General features: G+C 59.1%; 19 protein-coding genes. All 19 read left to right on the top strand.

The window, feature by feature from the left end; genetic code table 11:
- Positions 1-229, top strand: a 229-nt coding sequence (locus IPM06_19570; GenBank protein ID MBK8772605.1) for a hypothetical protein, incomplete at its 5' end; no start/stop codon positions are given.
- The gene (locus tag IPM06_19565; protein MBK8772604.1) at positions 226-1503 is read left to right on the top strand and encodes a hypothetical protein; all 1278 of its coding nucleotides are present in this window, start codon (positions 226-228) and stop codon (positions 1501-1503) included. The genes IPM06_19570 and IPM06_19565, both read left to right, overlap by 4 nt.
- Positions 1504-2084: 581 nt before the next feature.
- Positions 2085-4229, top strand: coding sequence for a phage portal protein (locus IPM06_19560; protein ID MBK8772603.1), 2145 nt, complete (start codon positions 2085-2087; stop codon positions 4227-4229).
- On the top strand, positions 4229-4714 hold the full coding sequence (locus IPM06_19555; GenBank protein MBK8772602.1) for a hypothetical protein: 486 nt from the start codon (positions 4229-4231) through the stop codon (positions 4712-4714). Before IPM06_19560 ends, IPM06_19555 begins: the two co-directional genes overlap by 1 nt.
- A 116-nt stretch (positions 4715-4830) precedes the next feature.
- Positions 4831-5649, top strand: a complete 819-nt coding sequence (locus tag IPM06_19550; protein MBK8772601.1) for a hypothetical protein — start codon at positions 4831-4833, stop codon at positions 5647-5649.
- Between the two features lies 1 nt (position 5650).
- Positions 5651-6331, top strand: coding sequence for an HK97 family phage prohead protease (locus IPM06_19545; protein ID MBK8772600.1), 681 nt, complete (start codon positions 5651-5653; stop codon positions 6329-6331).
- Complete coding sequence (locus IPM06_19540) at positions 6328-7731, top strand: phage major capsid protein (protein ID MBK8772599.1); 1404 nt, start codon at positions 6328-6330, stop codon at positions 7729-7731. Before IPM06_19545 ends, IPM06_19540 begins: the two co-directional genes overlap by 4 nt.
- A gap of 209 nt (positions 7732-7940) precedes the next feature.
- The gene (locus IPM06_19535; GenBank protein MBK8772598.1) at positions 7941-8744 is read left to right on the top strand and encodes an LAGLIDADG family homing endonuclease; all 804 of its coding nucleotides are present in this window, start codon (positions 7941-7943) and stop codon (positions 8742-8744) included.
- On the top strand, positions 8741-9196 hold the full coding sequence (locus IPM06_19530; GenBank protein ID MBK8772597.1) for a hypothetical protein: 456 nt from the start codon (positions 8741-8743) through the stop codon (positions 9194-9196). The genes IPM06_19535 and IPM06_19530 overlap by 4 nt, the downstream gene beginning before the upstream one ends.
- Entirely contained in the window at positions 9193-9390 is a 198-nt protein-coding gene (locus tag IPM06_19525; protein ID MBK8772596.1) for a hypothetical protein, read from the top strand. The genes IPM06_19530 and IPM06_19525 overlap by 4 nt, the downstream gene beginning before the upstream one ends.
- Entirely contained in the window at positions 9387-9965 is a 579-nt protein-coding gene (locus IPM06_19520) for a hypothetical protein (protein ID MBK8772595.1), read from the top strand. Before IPM06_19525 ends, IPM06_19520 begins: the two co-directional genes overlap by 4 nt.
- Entirely contained in the window at positions 9962-10345 is a 384-nt protein-coding gene (locus IPM06_19515; protein ID MBK8772594.1) for a hypothetical protein, read from the top strand. The genes IPM06_19520 and IPM06_19515 overlap by 4 nt, the downstream gene beginning before the upstream one ends.
- Positions 10346-10501: 156 nt before the next feature.
- Positions 10502-11500 (top strand): hypothetical protein, encoded by a 999-nt coding sequence (locus IPM06_19510; GenBank protein MBK8772593.1) that lies wholly within the window; start codon positions 10502-10504, stop codon positions 11498-11500.
- A 17-nt stretch (positions 11501-11517) separates the two neighbouring features.
- The gene (locus tag IPM06_19505) at positions 11518-11829 is read left to right on the top strand and encodes a hypothetical protein (protein ID MBK8772592.1); all 312 of its coding nucleotides are present in this window, start codon (positions 11518-11520) and stop codon (positions 11827-11829) included.
- A gap of 208 nt (positions 11830-12037) precedes the next feature.
- The gene (locus tag IPM06_19500) at positions 12038-14356 is read left to right on the top strand and encodes a hypothetical protein (GenBank protein MBK8772591.1); all 2319 of its coding nucleotides are present in this window, start codon (positions 12038-12040) and stop codon (positions 14354-14356) included.
- A complete protein-coding gene (locus tag IPM06_19495) occupies positions 14353-15903 on the top strand; it encodes a hypothetical protein (GenBank protein ID MBK8772590.1) in 1551 nt (516 codons plus the stop codon). Before IPM06_19500 ends, IPM06_19495 begins: the two co-directional genes overlap by 4 nt.
- Positions 15890-16471, top strand: coding sequence for a hypothetical protein (locus tag IPM06_19490; protein ID MBK8772589.1), 582 nt, complete (start codon positions 15890-15892; stop codon positions 16469-16471). Before IPM06_19495 ends, IPM06_19490 begins: the two co-directional genes overlap by 14 nt.
- Positions 16405-17784, top strand: coding sequence for a hypothetical protein (locus tag IPM06_19485; GenBank protein ID MBK8772588.1), 1380 nt, complete (start codon positions 16405-16407; stop codon positions 17782-17784). Before IPM06_19490 ends, IPM06_19485 begins: the two co-directional genes overlap by 67 nt.
- A partial coding sequence (locus tag IPM06_19480; protein ID MBK8772587.1) for a hypothetical protein occupies positions 17781-18996 on the top strand: 1216 nt, incomplete at its 3' end. The genes IPM06_19485 and IPM06_19480, both read left to right, overlap by 4 nt.

The following is an 18996-nucleotide window of genomic DNA, read 5'->3' as shown; positions in this document are numbered from 1 at the left end:
AATCGCCGCCGAGGTTGTGACCGACAAAGACGGCAAGCCGGTCATCATTGAAGGGCGCAAGGTGACGCGCATCGAGTTGATTATGCGCTCCTGGGCAGGGTCGAGTGACCCTCGCAAGCAGCAACTGTTCGTGGAATACGTCTACGGCAAAGTACCAACCGTAACTGAGGTTACCGGCAAAGACGGCGAAGCGATTGACATCATCGCTCGTGTCGTTATCGACAAATGACCGATATCCGCTTCTCCGATCTGTGCCACTTCGAGCCGAAACAATGGCAGGCGACCGAGGCGGCAGATACGCATCGCTACACCCTGTTTGGCGGGTCACGCGGGCCGGGCAAGTCTTACTTCCTGCGTTGGTACGCCGTTCGCCGCCTGCTCATGTGGGCAGCGCAAGGGCACAGCGGGGTAAGGGTCATGATCGGTTCTGAGGATTACCCGGCGCTGTGGGAACGCCACATCAGTAAGGCGCAGACGGAATATCCGGCATGGCTAGGCGCGTACCATGTGAGTCGCAACGAGTTCAGGCTTGACCAGAAATGGGGAGGGGGCGTAATCGCCTTCCGCAATCTGGACGATGCAAGCAAGTACATGTCATCTGAGTTTGCCGGGATGTGTATCGACGAATTGGCGAAGAACAGTCAACGGACATTCGACCTCCTGCGCGGGTCGCTGCGCTGGCCAGGGATTGAAGACGTCTTCTTTGTCGGTGCGTCAAACCCGGCCGCAAACTGGGTAAGGGACTACTGGATTAGCCGCCAGTTACCGCCCGAGTTGGAATCAGCGAAAGGGCAATTCGCCTTTGTGCCGGCGCTGCCAGATGACAACCCGCATTTGGACAAATCGTACTGGGCCATGCTCGATACGTTGCCGACAGCATTGCGTGAGGCGTGGAAACTTGGCAACTGGTTCGCAGCGGTAGAGGGTCTCGTTTATGAAACCTTCTCTGCCGACAATATCACCGATGAGGAGCCGAACCCAGAGATTCCGATTGAACTGGCAATCGACGATGGGTATTCGCCTGACCCGCGCGCTACGCTTTTTATCCAGCGCTACCCGGATCACATCCTTGTGTTCGACGAACTGTATCAGTACAAGGTCATGGAAGAGCGCACGGTGATCGACATCAAAGAACGCTGCGATGCCAACGGATGGCCGGTACCGGAACTGGCAGTTGTCAGCCACGAAGCGCCGGCCCTGCGTGAGCGGTTGCGCCGCGCCGACATCCCCGCGCGCAACTGGTTGGCGGCCAAGAACATGGTGCAAGGCGAGCGGTCCAAGCGTGTGGCGGCGATCAAGCATACCCGGTCGCTTCTGTGCGACGGGCAGGGATACCGGACGATTCGCATTCACCGCCGATGTCGCGCCCTGCTGGATGAGATCACGTCGGGGTACAAGTATCCAGAGGGCAAACACACCGTAGATGACTTCCCAGCAGATGGCAATGACCATTCGTGCAACGCGCTAGAGTCGTATGTTTTCATGCGGGTTCGCACACCATGACGGACACAAACGATACTCCAGAGATTGCGGCGCCGGTCGAGCTGCGCAACGGGGCAGGCGAATTGCAGGGGAGGCTATTCGTCGCGTCCGGTCGCCTTGAGGTATTGAAGCACGGGCGCTTGACCGTACGACCTGCGCACAGGGCAGCGCATCACGGACCGCAAAATTGACCGCAACAAACATGGGTAGATTGTGGTAAGATGGGGACATGAAAAACCGCCCCGCCCCAACCATGGGCTCGCCGACGGCGAATCGATGCAACGTGCGCGGGCGGGATCCAACCGCATACCGGAGAGCGCTTGACGCCATACGCCATTGACTTGGTGCATCGGCGTCATTTTGTTTTTAGGAGTCGAAATTGCTTGACAGTATCAAGGCAGAGAGACAGGGGATGCGACTCGGCTCGGTCATCGGGACCGTGATCCTGTGGCTACTGTCACTTCCGTTTTTCGTAGCGGGGTGGATTTTGGGCGCAATCTGGCGGGCGATACTCTGGGTAGCAGCAGCGTTTGTGGCTGGATTCAAGGCGGGGCGAGGCGATGATGGGACTACTTGACGCAGTACGCACACAGCACCGGGCCATGACATCGCCGAAGGTGAAAGCGATTACCGACCATAGACCAGACCTGCGCGACCGGACGCACGTCATGTCGTCTTCGGGCGGAACCTGGGCGGAGCCGGTGCAAGACAACTTCGCTGACTATGCAAAAGTCTACGAGGTGTATTCGTGGGTGCGCAAAGCCGTGTCCAAGATCGCAGATAATGTGTCATCTGTCCGCATCGAGGTGGTTGACGCCGATGGGGTAGCGGTACCCGGTCACGAATTGACAACGCTCCTTTCATCCGGCAACGATGCAATGCCCGCCGCCGCGCTGTGGGAAAATTACGTATCGTCCATGATGCTGTCGGGCGAAGCGTTCCTTCAGATCGTGGACGATTCACGCGGGCGACCGGTGGAACTATGGCCGCGCCGCGCCGACCTCGTGTTGGTCCAACCGGACGTATCGATAGAGCGGCGCAACTTTCCAGCCGTGGCCGGCTACGTCGTCATACCGGACGGGGTGCAGACCGAGACGATGTACCCGGATCCAATCGGCATGATTCACGACAAGTTCTACAATCCTCTCAATCCGTGGCGGGGACTTGCGCCCATCTCGGCCGTGCGCAATTCAATCATCATTGACATGTTCGCTCAGTCATGGTCAAAAGCGTTCCTGCGCAACGGGGCGCGCCCAGATTATGCTGTTATTGCTCAGCAGGGACTTACCAAGACGGAACGCGACGCCATTCAGGCGGAGATGATGTACAAGTTCGGCGGAAGCGGCAACGCCGGCAAGCCGATCGTGTTGGAGTCGGGCACGACCGATATCAAGACATTCTCGTGGGCGCCCAAGGACATCGAATGGATTCAACAGCGTGAGATGTCGCGCGATGAGGTAGCGGCGGTGTTTGGTGTGCCCGACGAGATCATGGGGTATGGGCGCGACACCTACGAGAACTTCGGGCAAGCGGAGAAGGTGTTTTGGAAGTTGACGTTGCGCCCGCTCATTACCCATCGTGACATGGTTTTGACGCACTTCTTCACCGTGCGCAGACCGATGCTCAAGCCTGGCCAGCGCATCGAAACCGACTTGACCGGCATCGGCGCTTTGCAAGATGACAAGTCTGGAGCGGTCACAATGGCGCAAAGCCTGTGGGCGATGGGCGCACCGTTCAACCAACTCGATGAGCAGTTAGGTCTTGGCATCGGGCCGGTCCCTGGCGGCGAGTTGCCGTTTGGCCGGGCGGCATTCGACCCGCTCGCCATACAGGTGGACGCCCCAGCGCAGCCGGCGTTGCCCGATGGGGGTAGCGCGGACAAGGGTTTTTTTACGCAGCGCCGTCTGACCGTGCGCGATTTTTCGCTAGTGCGCAAGGCGATATCGGCGCTGGATGGGGAAGTTACCCGTGACGCGTGGGTGACAATCAAGGCGTTGACGCTGCGCATGATACCCGGCGATGACGATGCGGAAGAGGAGATATACCGCATCCTCGAAGAGCGCTCTACCGCCGCTATTACCCGGGCTTTTCGCGAGCAGTGGCGTAACATTCTGCCGGACAACGCAGAGGACATGGAACTGTACGAGTTGCAGGCGTACATCAATCGGCGTCTCATCAGTCCGGCCGTGAACGATGCGTTGTCGCGGGCCGTTATGGAAGCGGTGGATATCGGGGTCAACATCGCCTTTGACCAGTTGGGCAATGCGGGGATCGGGTTCGATTGGGGCCTTGTCAACGTGCGGGCCAGGGAGTGGGCGGCGCGGCACACGACCGATTTATTCATGGAAGTGAACAAATCGACCGCATCTTTCGTACAGCAGAACGTTGCGCGCTGGTACGAAAACGGCGAGCCGTTATCGGCGCTGACCAGGGACTTGGAGCGCATGTTTGACCGCAATCGGGCGCAAGTAATCGCCGAAACCGAGACGACATCGGCGGCGGCTAATGGGAGTCTGGAAGGGTACCGCGGGGCAGGCTTGACCGAGATGGCGTGGGCGACAGTAACGGACAGTAAGGTATGTCCTATTTGCAACCAGTTGGACAAGCTCATCATATCGACCGACGAGCGATTCTACGATCAACTGTCACCGGAGTTACAGCGCAAGGCGGGAAGGGAATTCGCCATCCCACCGGCGCACGTTCGCTGCAGGTGCCGTCTACGTCCCGCGATTGCGAGAGTCCAGTAATGCCAGAGATATCCATCACGATCACCGGCATAGATGATGTGGTCAAGCGACTCGGGTCGAACTGGGCGGAGAAGGCTATGCGCTTGCCGATGGAGCATAGCCTGATGTCTATCGTCGATTACATGGAAGAGTACCCCGGTCCGCCACAGCGACCGTACCCGAACATGCTGCGCACGGCGAAGCAGCGCCGCTACTTCTTTTGGGCATTGAAGCAGGGGATTATCAAGGTGCCCTACACGCGCCGCGGAAAACTAGGTCAATCGTGGACATGGCGCATCAGCAGCCTGGGAAACGGGTTGCATGGCAAGGCGGGGACGAACACGCCATATGCCAGGTACGTGCAATCATCGGCGCACCAGGCGCTTATCCATCGCGGCAACTGGCGGACAGACATGGACGCCATTCAGGCGCTGCGCAGCGATATCATTGCCAGGTTCAGGCGGGATGTGACGGCCTACGTCGCCAAGATAAGCGTTGCCTCTTGAATTCGTAGCGCACATGTGCTAGACTAAAACCAACCAAATACCCAGAGCGCTTGACGCCGAAACTGTCCATCCGGGCAGTAACGGCGTCTTTTTTTTGTTGGCGGCAGGAGAGTGGCATGAGCTACACGCTAGAAGACCTTCAGAAATCATACCTGGCCGGCGGGTCCGTCCACAGTCACCCGAGAGTGTTGGCTACTCCGTACCTGCACTCGATAGCGGAGGGCAACATCGTAGGGCACAAGGCGTGGTCGCTGAACGGGTTCACCGCCGCTGGCACTACAGCCGAATCGGACGTGTGGACTGTCGGCGGGCCATACGTATTCCCTACCGCTGGCATGGGGATGGAGGTTGTGTCTACTGACAATACGCAGGACAAGTCGGCCGGCTCCGGTGCGCTGACTGTCGTTATCGACTACCTGAACCATATCCACGAACAGATGTCCGAAACGATCGCCCTAAATGGCACGACCGTTGTGCCAACCGTAGGGACTGACATCTTCCGCGTGCAGTCGTTCAGGCTGGGGTCGGCTGGAATCGGCGGTAAAGCGGTAGGGACAATCAGCCTGCGGCACCTGAGCGATACGCCCGTCTACGCGTCAATCGCGCCCGGATACACAAAGGACCGTGACGCAATCTGGACAGTGCCAACCGGCAAGGTCGTGTACATCACAAGCGTTGCGGTGTCTGGGTTGAATGCGGGCGCCGATAAGGGAGTCAGATTCACCCTGCGCTCTACAAGCGATGCGGACGGTATCGCTACGGGTGGATTTTTCATACCGCACTTTGAAATAGCGCTGCGCAACGGCGCGTTTGAGCGCACGTTCGACATGCCGCTTCGCTTCTCTGAGCATGTTGACCTGAAGATGTCCGTCATCGCAGAGGCATCCGCTACCACGTGCATATGTGGCTTGCGGGGATGGATGGAGAGTGAATAGCATGCCGATAAATCACAAGGCGTTTGACCTGGCACCGATGGCCGATGGATGGATCATGGCGTCTACGCCTGCCGTCGACCGCGATGCCGACCGGGTTATGCCGCTCGGTATCGATTGCACGAACTACCGCAAGAATCCGGTGCTGATCTTCGGGCACAACTACAGCGAGCCGTGGTGCATTATCGGCAAGGCGGGCGATATCACGGCGGATGAGGGAGGTTTGCGCATTCTGCCGGAACTGCGCGAGCCTGCTTCTCAGAATGACCCGATGCACATCGTCAAGGCGCTGTGGGAGCAGGGGCTTTTGCGCGCTGCGTCCATCGGGTTTCGACCCGTCACGATGCAGAAAAACGCTTTCGGGGGAAACGACATTCTGACCAGTGAACTGCTGGAAGTTTCAATCGTCCCGATCCCGGCAAATCAGGATGCGCTGAGGCTGGCCGTTAAAGCGTTGCCTCTTGAAGACGACATGCCCGAAGACGACATGCCGCCTGTTGATGAGACCGAACCGCCCGATGAGGATGCGCCTGCCGATACTCCTGAACCAGAGCCGGAAGATGAACCAACCGATGGCGAGCCGACCGAAGAGGATGCGCTCGCTATGCTTGAACTGAGACTTACTGCAATCCTATCTGATTTTCTGAACTCTATCCGGTCGTCACTGGAGGCGATCAACGCATGAACAATCTCGATTCTGTTTTGCAGCAGATGGCCGAACTGACGAACGCAGTCAAATCGGCGGGGTCGAAATCCGACCTACAGTGGGCGGATGTGGAAAAGGCGTTCGGTGCGCAGATTGAAGCGCTCGCCGCTGCGCAGGTTCAGAAGGCGATGGAATCGCAGCCGGTCTATCGGCAACCTGGCGCCGCCATCGGGGCATCGGGGCAAGTGGTGGGCAACCGCTACTCGCGCTTTATCAAGTCGTTCGAGTCTGGCGGAACGCACCGTGACGGCGGGCTTGTCTACCGACCGGTCGACCTGCTCATTGCGAAAGCGATCATGGAGGGGCAGATTCGCAACTGGTCACCGCAGATGGGCGGGTCCGGTGCCGTGGAACCATCCAACGACCTGGTGAACGCTGTCAAGGCGATGACATCGACCGGGGCGGGCACGGGCGATGAGCTGGTACCGACCGGCATGGCGAATCAGCTTTGGGATGATATCTTTTTGGCGTCTCGCGTCGCCGCCAACCTGACCCGCATCGACATGCCGACGAATCCGTTCGACGTGCCGCTCGGGTTGGGTCAACCGACCTGGCGCAAGGGGACGGAGAATACGGCAACCACGGCGAGCGACCTGACCACGGCGAAATCGGTTTTGACGGCCACCGAACTGGTGACGGAACAGAACTGGAGCTACACGCTGGATGAAGATAGCGCCGTTGCGATGGCGCCCACGGTGCGGGCACGCCTGGCCCAGAGCGGCGCTGAGGCTATCGATGCCTTTGCGCTGAATGCCGATGCGACTGACGCCGGGACCGGCAACATCAACCTAGACGATGCTGACCCGGATGCGGACATGTACTACCTAAGCGCCGGCCAGGATGGCATTCGTCATCAGTGGCTTGTTGACAACACGGCGATGGGCAAGGACGCCGGCGGTGATGCACTAGCGGACGCTGACATTTCGGCCGCGCTGAACCTGATGGGCAAATACGCCATCGATCCGAACCAGACGGCGATGATTGTCGGAGCAGGCACGTACCTGAGTGGCTTGCTTGGATTGACAAACGTCATGACGGTTGACAAGTTCGGGCCGGGCGCCGTGATCCTGACCGGGCAGTTGGCGGCCTATCGGGGTATCCCGATTATCGTCAGTGCGTCGGCATCTAAGACCGAGGCGGACGGTAAGGTTTCGACCACGGCGGGGAACAACACGCTGGGTCAAATCAGCATTGTCAATCGCAACCTCTGGTATGCCGGTTTCCGTCGGCAACTCATCATCGAGGTTGACAAGCTGATTCAGAAGCGCCAGTACATCATGGTGACCTCTCTGCGTATGGCCGTCGCAGCGCACGGGACGCAGCACCAATTCCCATACGGCTGGCGTAAGGAACATCCTTATAGGTTAGTTGCGGAGTAGGCAATATACTGGTATAATTAACGCAAGGAGATTATACCAGTATGCCAAGATGGAACAGACCGTGGCGTGGCAGGGAAGATGAAATTGTGCAAGCATACCTAGATGGATGGCGAACCAGACGAATATACGATGAATTCAAGATATCGAACCGAGCCTTATTCGATGTCCTGAAGTCGAGAGGCGTAGAGTTGCGCGGTTTCCCGTCTGAGTTGAAGTATGATCGCGCCGCCATCGTTGCCGATTTCGTTGCCGGTATGTCGTATGAAGAGTTGCAACAGAAGTACAACATTCCGTATCGCCAGTCTATTGCTCCGATGCTCAGAAGCGCCGGTATAAAATCTACCAGAGTGGGGGGGCCAAAGCCTTTGAGCTTAAAGCCGTGGAACGCCGACTACTTCAATGGTCGCACCGATGGCGTTGCTTACTGGGCTGGTTTCTTGATGGCGGATGGAAGCGTGATGGATGACGGCGGAAATTCGCGGGTTTTGGCTTTGACGCTTGGCGAGAAAGACATAGATCATCTGCGGGCGTTTTGTGATGCGATAGGTCTAGATCGTGAGTTTATCAAGCCGCAACCAACCAAGTATAAGGACAAAACTTATACGATGTATCGCGTCACCGTTTACCATCAAACGCTTCTGGAATCACTTGGGCCGTGGGGGATAACGCTCAACAAGACCTATGACTACGTAGCACCAGAGGTAGAACCAACACTGCTACCTGCTTTTCTGCGTGGATGGGCGGATGGCGACGGGCACGTGATGAGAAGCGGACGGGGCCTTTGGAGTTTCGGAGTTACTGGCAATTACCACGGTTTGCTTTGGTATCGGGATGCCCTAAAGCGCATAGGATTTGACGGAAACATCCTTGTGAAGCAGGAGCAAGGCAAGGTGTGGGGGCGCCTGAAAATATTCAGCCTTGAAGGTGTTCGCCAAGTAGCAAAACTGCTGAAGACTGATGACTTTTGCCTTCGCCGCAAGTGGGACAAGGTAGCAATCCAGGAGGATAAATGAGACGGCAAATCGCATGGGCGGTAATCGTGGGGGTGACGCTGCTGGCGTTGCTCCTGTTTTCGTTTGGGACGCCGGCGAGTCAAGCCGCTCCGTTGGCAGCGCCGACGCCGGTGGCCGTCACGGTCAAGAATCCAGCGCCTGAATTCCCGGTTTTTTTCGACGCAAAGGTATTGACGGCTGATACTCGTTCCAGTTGCTTCGAGGTGCCAGACTATTCCGCTATCGACCTGATGACGGTCATTGACCAGACCGATGTCAATACGGTCACGCTTACGCTTAATTTCAGCAATAACAACCTGAACTTCGCGGACGGTGTAGCGGCAGTTTCGGCCAACGTCGCAGACGCCACGGCGCTAAATCAGTTCTTACTGTTCGGTCGATGGACGTGCCTGTATGCTGACGTGTCGGTTACGAATCCGGTCACGGTCACGGCGATAGGAGTCGTCAAGTGATCAAGCTGCGCTGCTTGCTGAGGTATGCCAACGGGCCGTTGAATCTGGCCTACGACGCCGGGACCGTCTTCGACGCAGACGATGCGCAGGCGGCCTATCTTTTGGTCGATGCGCCCGAATGCTTCGAGGTTGTCAAGGCAATCACCGCTCCGGCCAGGGACAAGATGGTTCGCACCCCAGAGGCGGATAAGTGACCGATTACTGCACGACGGCCGATCTGAAACTTGCCGGCCGGCTCGACATTGCTGGCACCGAATATGACACCGCCTTGGCGTCGATTATTACGGCCATGTCCAGGTGGATCGACCGCTTCTGCAAGTTGCCGGAGAATGGTTTTGCGCCGGCGGCAGACGCAACACGCTACTACGGTGACGACGATGTACGTAGTAGCGTGTTGCGCCTCGATGCGCCACTGGCCAGCTTGACGAGCGTATCCAACGGGCTTGGCGTTGCGCTGACGGCAGCGCAGTACCGACTTTGGCCGCGCAACGCAGAATATGCAAACCAGATCCATCTGCTGTCGGGCGCTGTATGGTCATTCGCCATCGACGGCGAAATAGCGGTCGCCGGCAGGTGGGGAATGGCGACCGCCGTGCCGCCAACCATCAAGGAGGCGTGCGTCATGCTGTCGGCATGGACATTCAAGCGCTACCAAGCGGGCTTGGCGGACGCAACGGCGAATGTCGACCTCGGTCAACTCGTCTACTCTGAGGGGATTCCGAAGCAGGTGCAATTCCTGCTACAAGGATTCCGCTGGACGGTGATATGAGCCTCGATGCGACGATAGATAAGATTCGCGTGCACGTCGCTGGGTTGACCGGGTTGGCGAGAGTCTACTCCGACCCGCCCGATTCGATGCAAGAATTCCCGTGTGCAATCGTCATCGCCAACAGGGGCGCGTACGAACTGAGCGCGGCGGGCGGGCGGGCGTTCCACGTTATCGTCGTGGAAATTCATAGCGCTCGGCAGGTGTTGCCGCAAGCGGTCGATGAAGCGAAGGTATGGCCGGACAGGATGTACACCAAGCTAGCCGCGGCGACCGACCTTGACATCAACGGGCAAATCACCTATCGGGCGGGCGGTATCCAGTACGGCAACGACGTGCATTATGCGGTTAGATTCGAGGTGCCATGCAAGGTGAACCTGTAGCACTCATTTACGTTGGAGATGGCACGTACATTCACGGCGTGCCGGCGCGTGACCTATCGCCCGAAGAGGCGAAACAGTTCAAAGCACTTATCGACGAACAGCGGAAAGTTAGCGGTGTGACGCTCTACCAGGCGCCGCCGAAGGGGGAGGTAGCGAATGGCTAACGTCTACGGTCCATTCAGCATGAACAAGATCCAACTCGGACGCGAAACCGTGTTTGGGACGGCTGTGGCGGCATCGACCATCTGGCGTGGTGTTTTTGCCATGCTGGAGGATGCATCGGAACGGGTCATTGTTGAAGAGCAAATCGGGCTACTTGTGCAGGCGGAGCGGGCTTACGATGCGTCGTACCTGGGCAAGCTGGCCATGCCTGCTACGGAGTTGACCTACGAACAGTTGCCGCACATCCTGGAAGCTGGCATTCTGACAGCAACGCCCGGAGCCGGGCCCGGGTACCTGCGCACCTACGCATACCCGGTTGACAACTCCGTGCCGACGCCAAAGAGCTACACGATCGAGACCTTCAACAACGCGGCAGACAATGACTCGTTGGAGATGGAAGGTTCTCTCGTGGAAGAGTTCACGCTTGAAGCGCAGGCGGGACAGGCGTGGAAAATGTCAGCCAACTGGTTTGGCCGGCAGGTGTCGCCAACCACGCCAACATCGCTGTCAACCATCGTATCGGTGGAAGAGGCGAAGCTGCCCAAGACGTTGCTGTATATCGATGCGACAGGCGGCACGGTGGGTACCACGCAGCGCCTGGGCGTGCTTATGGGTGCATCGATCAAGGTGACGACCGGTCTAGTACCCGTCCCGATTGGCGATGGGCAGTTGTACCACACGACCTACAAGTGGACGAAACCGGCGATTACGTTCAGTCTCACAGTCGAATTGCAGGATGATACGGTATCGGTCGTGCAGGCTGAGCGGGCAATCAGCAAGGCGGGCACCGTGCGCCTGTTTCAGTTGACCTGCCCGGGCACGTCACCCAAAACGATGGTCATCAAGTGGGCTGGCAAGTACGACGTGGTTGGCGGCTACGAAAATAGCAACGGAAACACGACGGTGCGCCTGGACGGGCACGCGGTCTATTCGTCTGCCGATGCGTTGTTCTTCTCTATCGCCGTCACGAATGGCGTAGCGACGTTGCCGTAACTGAGGTTACAACCCACATGGGATATTTCGCAACACAGACAGAGACGATTGACCTGGGCGGCGGCAACACCGTCACCGTGCGCAAGTTGACGTATGGCGAGGTGTTGGCGCTGTCGGAAGATCCGCGATGGGATAAGAAGTCCGGTCTTGTCACCACTGAAAAAGCGCTCGTTAGTTGGGACGGTCCCGGATTCGACGGACGCGAGCCGACTCCCGACAATCTGCGTGCGCTGCCGTTTGCGTTGGCGCGCAAGATTGCGGCGGCGGCTGACAAGCTGACCTACCTGAGCGAAGACGAGGGAAACGCATCTGGCGTGGCTACGAACTGAATTACATGCAGGATGTCAGCGAAGCCACGCCGACCCGCTACGGGATACTGTTGGCAATCATGAGGGAGTACCACTGGTCATGGCAAGACATCCTCCAAGCGCCGGCGGATCTCATCCAAGAAATGAGCGCTCGTCTCCGGGCTGAGTATCACTGGCAAGATGCGAAGCGGGAGCTAGATTCCGACATTCGAAAACAGCGGAGCGGCAAATGAGCGATGAAATTGAAGTCGGAATTGTAGCGAGAGACAAGACTGCGGCGGGCACTGCGTCCGCCGTCTCCAACATCAGGAAAGTTGATCAGGCGGTAACGACATCATCTAGAGCGATGGCGGGTCTTTCCGCGTCCGGCAAGGCGATGGGATTCGTGCTGGGCGGCTTTGCTGCGACCGGCGCTTTTCAGTTGGCGCAGGGGATTGCATCGGGGACTGCTACGCTCGCGCAGATGAACGTACAAGTAACCCGCTCGCGTGCGGCGTTCACCATCCTGTCGGGCGGGGCGGACCAGGCGCGGGCTAAGCTGGAAGCGGTCAAACGCGCCAGTATGGGGACCGTCTCCGAGCTTGACGCCATGCAACTCGCCAACAAAGCGGCTGCGCTCGGTATGGCCAAGACGGCAAGCGAACTTGAAAACGTCGTGGGGACTGCAACCAAGATATCGATGGTGATGGGCGGTGACGTGGGTGACGTGCTCGACAATTTGTCGGCGGCGGCGGCCAACCTGTCCTTTGTTCGGCTCGATACGATGGGTATCTCGGCGGGCAAAACCAAAGATAAGATGAAGGAGCTCCTAGAGACGACGACGGGGCTAACGCAAGAACAGGCGTTCCTGAATGCCGCCATCGCCGTGTCGAAAGAGACGTTTGCGGGGATTGGGGAGGGTGCCGATGTCGCCATAGACGGCACGAAAAGACTCCAATCGGCGTGGGCGGATCTCGTGAATTCGATATCGGAAGGAGCGGTTGGCGACGCTGCGAACCGGGCGTTGAATGGCGCTGCGGATGCTGTGCGGGGATTCAGTGACCGTATCGCAGCGGATGAACTCGCATCCAAACAGGCACTTCTGGAGATATTCGACGAAAATATAGCGGCGCGCCAGAAAGAAATAGAATCGGCGGGCGAAGCGGCGCAGGCTACGATGGCGTATCTGACCGTTGCGGGCGCATCGGCTGAAGCTTTCGAGAATGCGGCTATTGCCACATGGAAGTCAACCGAAGCGAAGCGAGCCGCACAGGCCGCAGCAATTGCCGACCGTGATGCGCTTCAGGCGGAGATTGTGGCGATCACCGGAGCCACCAATGCCACAATCGTAGCGGGCGGAGTTGCCGGATACACGGCTGGCAGTTGGTTCACGCTCGCCGAGGGACTGTACGCCACTGCCGGTGCTGCCGGTGCCGTCTCCCGCGCCTACGCTGGCATCGGGCCGGGGCCAGATACCAGGGGGCGCGGCGAAAAGGCTGATGCCGTCGTGGGCGGCGGAAAGCAACGCGAAATCCTGAGCAACAGCATGAAGATAGGGTTGGCGGAACCAGACCAAGGCGCAAGATACTCGTTGAATCTGGTAGCGAGATCGGCAAAAGATGCGGCCAGCGGCATGGGCGGCGTTGCGGAAGCTGCGAGCGATTTGTCGGGTACGCTGGAAGGTGCAATTCGCAAGATACCGGGGCTACTCAGTACGTCATCCGTCACTGACCTTGACATGAAAAAGGCAGCAGCGGGCATGTCTGTGCGCTACCCGGACAGCTACGTCCGTGAGGCGAAAGACGAACTGATAAACGGGAAAGATTACGCCAACATCGACCCTGCCGAACTCGCCAAGTCGCTTGGGCTTGACATCTCGGTAGGCGCCGAACTGATTGTCGCTGAACTGGAACGACAGTGGGCGTCTGGCGAATACTTCGTTGATCCGGCGAATCTGCTAAAGATAGACTGGGAGGCGTACCGCGTTTTGATGCAACAGGAGGCGAACGCTTCGCTTGGTGCGCAAAACCTGATTGCCGAAGCCATGAAGCAGGGAATCACGCCGGAATCATGGGAGGCTGCCACCACGGGGACGGGTCCGCTCATCGTGGCGGGGGTGGAAGCATCCCTTGACGCGTCCGACATGACACCCGCCGCTACCAAGTTTGGCGATAAACTGGACAGAGCATTCCGGGACACGGGGAGCGATGCGAACGCTGCCGCAAGGGGGGCAGGCGAATCGCTAGCGCAGGCGATCAATGCCGGGTTTGCCGACGCCGCCGGGAGATTGTCATGGGGCGTTCCGGCATCGGTCGGGGCACCTGCGGACGCGACCACCCCACCGCCGGCGAGGGCGGTTGGTACATCTTACTGGCCGGGCGGCGTGGTGCGCGTCCACAAGGATGAGACAATCATCCTACCCAGAGGGTCCGGTATCCGCACAGCTACCGAGTCTGGTGCGACGAACGAGCGAGGCGGGCAAGTCGTCATTAACGCCGTGGTGCAATCACCGATTACTTTGGAGATGCTGACAGACCAGGTGCGGCGCAGACTGCAGAGGTTCTCATGAGCGGGCACGCCTACGCTGTAACCGACGGTACGACTACCTTCACGCTGACATCTACGAACAGCGCTGTCGTTGCGCCTGGCTACATGCCGTCCACGGGGGACGGGGCGACCGACAGCACAACCGATACGATTCCGCTTTTGCTCTATGCAACCACGGCGGCGCTGCTGCAAGCCGCGGTCGCTACGCTACAGCAACTTCTGAACACGGCGCGCCGGCGCAGGATGGCGGGAGTCGGGCCACAACTGTATCTCACGGTGCAACTGACATCCGACACGGCTGCGTGGCGAAGTCGCATTATTGACGCACGGCTCGATTTGAAAGAAGACTCACTCAGCGTTTTCGGCCAAGCGAAGATGGGCGCAACGTTGTACCTGGAACGGGTTCCCTGGTTCGAAGGAGCCGAAGTAGAACTCGAACTTTCCGCCAACGGCCAAGCGGCGGCAACGGGCGGGCGCACCATCTACAATGACCCGGCAAATGGCAACTGGGTGCAGATAGCGGCGGCACAGGTGACCGGCAATCTGCCGGCTCCGGTGAAACTGACGTTGCAAAATACGGCCGGGGCCGCACAGATATACTACCGTCTCTTTATGTCGGTCAATGCCTACTCTGACCCGGCGAACTTGGTGCATTACTTACAGGCAGAAACGGCGACCGGTGTAACGCCGGTTACATGCGCAACGTGCAGCGGCGGACAAGAGATTGACATTTCGACGGTGAGCGGATTGACACGCATCTGGACATTACCCGCCGCCGACATGCAGCGCACGAAGGGCCGGCGCGGACGCATCCTGGCCCGTATTGACGGGGTAGGGCCGGTCTACGTCACGCCGCAAATCAGGGATGCAGCGGGGTCCGCCGTGCTGTGGTCGGGCGATGAAGTGAATATCGGGCCAGCCGGCGGGCAGACTATCTCCTACCAGGATTGCGGGGTTGTGCCGTTGCCGCCTGGGGGATATGGCGCATCGTGGGGCGCGCTGACGTTGGCGCTCGTGTTCCGGGGCGCTGTGACGGCGAGTCTGGATGTACTGCAACTGACCATGCTCGATAGCTACCGCTACCTTGAGTTGTCGCCTACGTCCGTGGCGGCAAATGCGTACATCGTCCATGACGGGATCGAAGAACTGTCGTACATCATCTCCGGTGCAGTCTGGTACCCGCTGGCGGCGGCTTTCGGCGGATCGCTGATGCTGCAACCGGGGACACTACAGCGCATCCATATTTTGCACTCGTTGGCGGCGGCAAGTGTTGACGATGCGCCGATAGCGAACACATTCAGCGTGCGGGCGTACTACCGACCACGGAGAGCGACGAGTGTCATTCTGAAAGCGCGGGATTCCGTTTCGCCATTTGAGATGTCAACAGGAAAGCCTGTTGGATCTGGAAGAATTGGAGGGAGTTTTTCGACGCGGTTTGATTTAAGAAATTTAGTGTATGTTTTCCATCGCCGTCTACGATGCGACCGGGGCCATCATGATACCGGGCAGTCTGACTGTCACTCCGGTTACATGGTCCGCCATCGCGCGCGGCGGTATGGCGGATGCTGAGGTGCAAATCTCCGGTGACATCTCGCAACTGGCTGGATTGACATCGTGGCTTGGCTATCGGCTCGATATCGTCAACGTCAACGGGGTCGCAGTTTGGTGGGGAGATATCGTTGCGGTAGAGATCGTGGCGTCTGGTTTGCGGCGGGGCATTACGCTGGAACGGTTGGCGAATCGAATCAGCGTGCGCTACTCGCAGATACAGCCAGGCGGAACGGCGACGGCAGCCGACACGGACTGGGCTGATGACGCCACGAGTCAAGCGAAATACGGGGTGTATGAAAAGCGCATCACGCCCGGGCGAGAGATGAGCGAAGCGGAAGCGTTGAACTTTCGCGCCACGGCGCTGGCCACACTCGCCGTGCCACACTACACGTTGATGCCGGAGGATGGCGACCCGGTGGCAGTTTTGCGCTGCGCAGGATACTGGCAGAGGCTCGGTCGCACCTACTACGCACAGCCGGCAGGGATAGAAGAGAATGACGCAGCCGGGACAGGATCCCGATGGGGCTTGGTTTTACGTCGGCTCTTGTTGCGTTCACCGCCAACACCGATAAGGCGCATGACTTGACGGGCAAATTCAAGGCGTTCACCGCCGGCACGACCGTGGCGATAACGGGCGCCCACAACCCCGGCAACAATGCGTCATTTGAGATTCTGTCCGTCGACGACCGCGACCCCGTGTCTCTCGTGTCGTCAACCATCCTGTTTGATCCGGCTAACGATATCGACGATACGGCGGGTGACGCGCTGGGATTCCTGGCGAGAGATGACGCATTTCTCCTGTCCGGCTCATCCGCCAACAGTGGCACGCACCAGTTAAAGACCGAGGGGTCGGGCCATGTCGAAATATCGAATCGGTTTTTCGGCGGCGGACTGATTGTCTCCGAAGGGATCGGGCCATCCATCACCATCGCGCGCGGCAACTCGATCGAGGTTGGCGGCAATCTGACTGACGAGGCGGTTGGCTACACGGTGACGGTGACGGCGTGGGGGAAGAAGGTATACACGTCATTCCAGCACACCAGCGCCACAGCATGGACGGCGGCGCATATTGAGATTCGCATGCGCAAGATTGGGAACCCAACCGATAATGTAACGGTCCAGCTGGTGACAGATTCATCGGGCGTGCCCGGCACCGTGCATGAGACGGTGACCCTCGCGCCGGCTTACATTCCGACCGAGATGGGTTGGGTGTCGTTTGACCTAGCCAACACAACCAGCCTGTCTAGTGCAACCGTCTACGGGATCACGATTTCGCGGGCGAGCTCCAACAGCGAGACGGACTATTACGAGGTGGACATGGATGAGGCGCTGTCCTATTCGCGTGGCGCCGTGAAACTGTGGGACGGGGCCGCATGGCAAACACCGGCTCCGGACAGTGACCTTGCGTTCCGGGTGCTTGGCGCTATGGACACTGGGTCGCAGGTGATTGCTATTCTGCAAGGCTCGGGATGGGCTACGGCCATCAGCGTGGCGGCATCGGGCGTGGTATCGCCACAGTGGAGGGACGGCGAGTTGACCCGCTTGGATGAGCTAAATAGCCTACTCGACATGGGCACCTCGGCGGCCAAACGCATGCTGGCACGGGTGACGCGCGACCTGGCCGTGGTCGTGTCAGCCAAACCAGACAGTATCAGTTTTGCGCTGCGCTGGCTGTGGCGCGGGGCCGGCAAACTGACAGACAACTACGGGGCCGATGCCGAACCGGGGTATCTGCCAGTTGGAGAGTGGGTGCGACTCGGTGACGCGGAAAGCCTGGGTCCGTGGTCGGCACTGTCGCCGGTCTTCGTAGAGCGGGCAGAGTACAGTATCGACGGCGGCCTGTCGCTCGAACCAGAGGGACAGGCGGACGCGTACGATATGGGGGTCCAACAAGGATGAGCCGAACCATATCGCAGGAGGCGCAAAAATACCGACCATACTGGCTTGCTGATATCGATGCCAAGATAGCAGGCGGAACGTCGCCGGTTGGGCCAGGCGGCGGGGCGATGTCGGCTCATGCGCTGAGCGGCATCTACCACACCGGCCAACTGGCAGAGTCGCAGGCAACGTGGGCGGGCACGAAGGCGGAGCTTGCCGCACACGCCGCCAACGTCGATGCCCACCACGCGCAAGTCCACGGCCTGATCAGCGCCAACCACACAGCCAGTGGGTTGACAGCGGGCTACGTGGTGCGAGCATCAGGGGCGACTACGTTCGCCTTTGCCCAACTCCAGCATGGCGACTTGGGTAGTGTGACGGCCAACCAGCACCACAACCAGGTGCATTCTGTCTCGGGTTCAGATCACACGCTGACCGGCTCAAAGTGGGCATTGGTTGGCGCGACGGCTGACAACACGCTGGGGCTGCTGACACCGTCTGCAAATCCGGGTGCGGCGGAAGCGATCCTCAAGACCGATGCGGCCGGCATGCTCGCTTTGACCAAGCTGCGCACGCCCACGATCGACACCGCATCGGGTGACCTGACATTGCAGCCAGCGAACGATCTCCTACTGTCGCCGGCGTCAAACTTGGTCAAGTTGTCAGCCGGCAAAAACTTCCAGAGCCACAACTACGCATCGCAGATCACCGGCATGCGCATCACGAACGACGGGCAGGGCGATTTCCGGTACATCTTTGTTGATGAGATGCACGCCAAGAGCTTTATCGCCGATCTTGAACAGGCGCTGGCAGGCGGGCAAATCATCAGCAAGAGTGTGGCCATGCTCGGGGCGACGTTCACCGCGCCGGCGGCCGGGGCGACGGCAACGCTGACCGTGCGTGACCTTCCATCGGCGCCAGACATGTCCGTCTTTCAGTCGGGCGACATCGTGGGCCTGCGCTCATTCAGCCGGGCGGGCGGTTCATTGACGATTGCCAACTGTTGGGGCGTGGTCACCGCCTACGCAGACCAGTCTGACGGCACCCAGACATGGACCTTTACCCGGTCGTCCGCGCCGAATGCAGGCGCTATGAGTGCCGGGGCAACGGTAGCGGTTGATGCGCTCGTGTTGGATTATGGCACGAGCGGCAATGGCTTCCACGAGGTGAACGCCATCGATGGCATGTATGGTGCCAACAGTCCGTACAGCCAGATAGTCACGTGGACGACAC

This window comes from Hyphomicrobiales bacterium, assembly GCA_016710435.1.
GTDB lineage: Bacteria > Pseudomonadota > Alphaproteobacteria > Rhizobiales > Aestuariivirgaceae > Aestuariivirga.
Note: the sequence above shows the minus strand (reverse complement) of the source record. Positions and strands in the feature narration are given on the sequence as shown.

Coding starts and splice junctions, on each gene's coding strand:
- IPM06_19565 (MBK8772604.1), top strand. CDS start 226: ATGACCGATATCCGCTTCTCCGATCTGTGCCACTTCGAGCCGAAACAA.
- IPM06_19560 (MBK8772603.1), top strand. CDS start 2,085: ATGACATCGCCGAAGGTGAAAGCGATTACCGACCATAGACCAGACCTG.
- IPM06_19555 (MBK8772602.1), top strand. CDS start 4,229: ATGCCAGAGATATCCATCACGATCACCGGCATAGATGATGTGGTCAAG.
- IPM06_19550 (MBK8772601.1), top strand. CDS start 4,831: ATGAGCTACACGCTAGAAGACCTTCAGAAATCATACCTGGCCGGCGGG.
- IPM06_19545 (MBK8772600.1), top strand. CDS start 5,651: ATGCCGATAAATCACAAGGCGTTTGACCTGGCACCGATGGCCGATGGA.
- IPM06_19540 (MBK8772599.1), top strand. CDS start 6,328: ATGAACAATCTCGATTCTGTTTTGCAGCAGATGGCCGAACTGACGAAC.
- IPM06_19530 (MBK8772597.1), top strand. CDS start 8,741: ATGAGACGGCAAATCGCATGGGCGGTAATCGTGGGGGTGACGCTGCTG.
- IPM06_19515 (MBK8772594.1), top strand. CDS start 9,962: ATGAGCCTCGATGCGACGATAGATAAGATTCGCGTGCACGTCGCTGGG.
- IPM06_19510 (MBK8772593.1), top strand. CDS start 10,502: ATGGCTAACGTCTACGGTCCATTCAGCATGAACAAGATCCAACTCGGA.
- IPM06_19505 (MBK8772592.1), top strand. CDS start 11,518: ATGGGATATTTCGCAACACAGACAGAGACGATTGACCTGGGCGGCGGC.
- IPM06_19500 (MBK8772591.1), top strand. CDS start 12,038: ATGAGCGATGAAATTGAAGTCGGAATTGTAGCGAGAGACAAGACTGCG.
- IPM06_19495 (MBK8772590.1), top strand. CDS start 14,353: ATGAGCGGGCACGCCTACGCTGTAACCGACGGTACGACTACCTTCACG.
- IPM06_19490 (MBK8772589.1), top strand. CDS start 15,890: ATGGCGGATGCTGAGGTGCAAATCTCCGGTGACATCTCGCAACTGGCT.
- IPM06_19485 (MBK8772588.1), top strand. CDS start 16,405: ATGGGGCTTGGTTTTACGTCGGCTCTTGTTGCGTTCACCGCCAACACC.